The 1,573-nt window shown below is 73.2% G+C and carries 2 protein-coding genes; both read left to right on the top strand.

Annotation, left to right across the window (positions count from 1 at the left end):
* Nucleotides 1–99: 99 nt before the first annotated feature.
* Entirely contained in the window at nt 100–885 is a 786-nt protein-coding gene (locus ABNT58_RS29940; RefSeq protein ID WP_348756993.1) for a LytTR family DNA-binding domain-containing protein, read from the top strand.
* Between the two features lie 117 nt (nt 886–1,002).
* A partial coding sequence (locus ABNT58_RS29935) for a hypothetical protein (RefSeq protein WP_348756992.1) occupies nt 1,003–1,573 on the top strand: 571 nt, incomplete at its 3' end.

The following is a 1,573-nucleotide window of genomic DNA, read 5'->3' as shown; positions in this document are numbered from 1 at the left end:
GGCCATGTACGGCGATGCCGCCCGCCTGTCGCTTGCCGAAGTGACACCCCACGGCGTGCGCGCCGAGATCCGCCTGCCGGCCCCCTCGCAGTCTTCCTCATGACCGCCACCGCCCTGATCGCCGACGACGAACCGCTGCTGCGCGAGCACCTGGCCGGCCACCTGGCGCGCGCCTGGCCCGAGCTGCAGATGGTGGGCCAGGCCCGCAACGGCCGCGAGGCGGTGGCCATGTTCGAGGAACTGCAGCCGCAGGTGGTGTTCCTGGACGTGCACATGCCAGGCATCAACGGCATCGAGGCCGCGCGCGCCATCGGCCGGCGGGCGCACGTGGTCTTCGTCACCGCCTATGAGCAGTACGCGGTGCAGGCCTTCGAGCAGGGTGCGGTGGACTACCTGGTCAAGCCTTTTCACGAAGTCCGGCTGGCCGACACGGTGCAGCGCCTGCGCCAGCGGCTGCCCCAGCCCGCGCCCGACCGCAGCCAGCTGCTGGACGAACTGGCCGCCGCGCTGCGCGACCGCCCTGGCGCCGCAGCCCCAGCGCCCGTGCCGGCAGCGCCGCGCTGGCTGCAGTGGATCAAAGCCTCGGTCGGCCCCACGCTGCGGCTGATTCCGGTGGACGAGGTGCAGTACCTGCGGTCTGATGAGAAGTACACGCTGGTGGCCTGGCAGGGCGGCGACGCGCTGATCCGCCGCAGCATCCGCGAGCTGGTGGAAGAGCTGGACCCCGACTGCTTCGTGCAGATCCACCGCTCGGTGATCGTGAACCTGCGGCATGTGCAGCAGGTGGTGCGCAGCGGCAACGACACGGCCGACGTGCTGCTCAAGGGCCGGCCCGAGCGGCTGCCGGTGAGCCGCAGCTACCTGCACGTGTTCCGGCAGATGTGAGCCAACGGCATCCGACCGGCGGCCGCGCATTAGTTGGCAGTGCAGGCGCCGGTTGGCCGGCCACCGGCCTACAGCCGCTGCCGCCAGGCGCCGAAACCGGGGAGAGCGAGGTCCCCCATGCCGCACATCCACCGCCCTTCCCATCGTCCGTCGACCTTGTCCGCGCTGTCGCGCCACCGATCGCGCGCCACCGTGCGCAGCCTGCAGTCGCTGGCGGCGCCGCCTTCGCCCTGGTCGCGCCCCGGCGTGCGCAAGGCGCTGGTGGTGGGCCTGCTGGCCACGCTGGCGGGCTGGGGTGGCTGGCGCAGCGCCCATGCCGCCTGCCCGCCGGTGGACGCCTCAAACGCACCGGCGGTGGTGATGGATCAGGCGCTGTGGCCGGCCGACGTGCTGCGCAGTGCCGAAGCCGCCGCCCGGCAGCCGGCGGACCCGGCCCAATGGCAGCGCGCGCAGGCCACCCGCCAGGGCGCGGAGCAGGCGCTGGCGGCGCTGCAGCGGCGCGACGTGAAGCTGCAGCGCAATGCCTTCTGCGATGCCGCGGGCACCGACGAAGCCCGCCAGGCTGAGGTGCGCGCCGCCGCCCGTGGCGATGCAGGTGCGGCCTACCGCATCGCGCGCCGCTACCGCGACGCCCAGGCCCAGCAGCCCGATGCGATGAACCGCTACGAAGCCTGGCTGCAGTACGCCG

It is taken from the genome of uncultured Aquincola sp. (genome assembly GCF_964001545.1).
In the GTDB taxonomy this organism is placed as follows: Bacteria; Pseudomonadota; Gammaproteobacteria; order Burkholderiales; family Burkholderiaceae_C; genus Aquincola.
The sequence above is the reverse complement of the archived record's forward strand: the minus strand, read 5'-3'. Positions and strand labels throughout refer to the sequence as shown.

Coding starts and splice junctions, on each gene's coding strand:
- ABNT58_RS29940 (WP_348756993.1), top strand. CDS start 100: ATGACCGCCACCGCCCTGATCGCCGACGACGAACCGCTGCTGCGCGAG.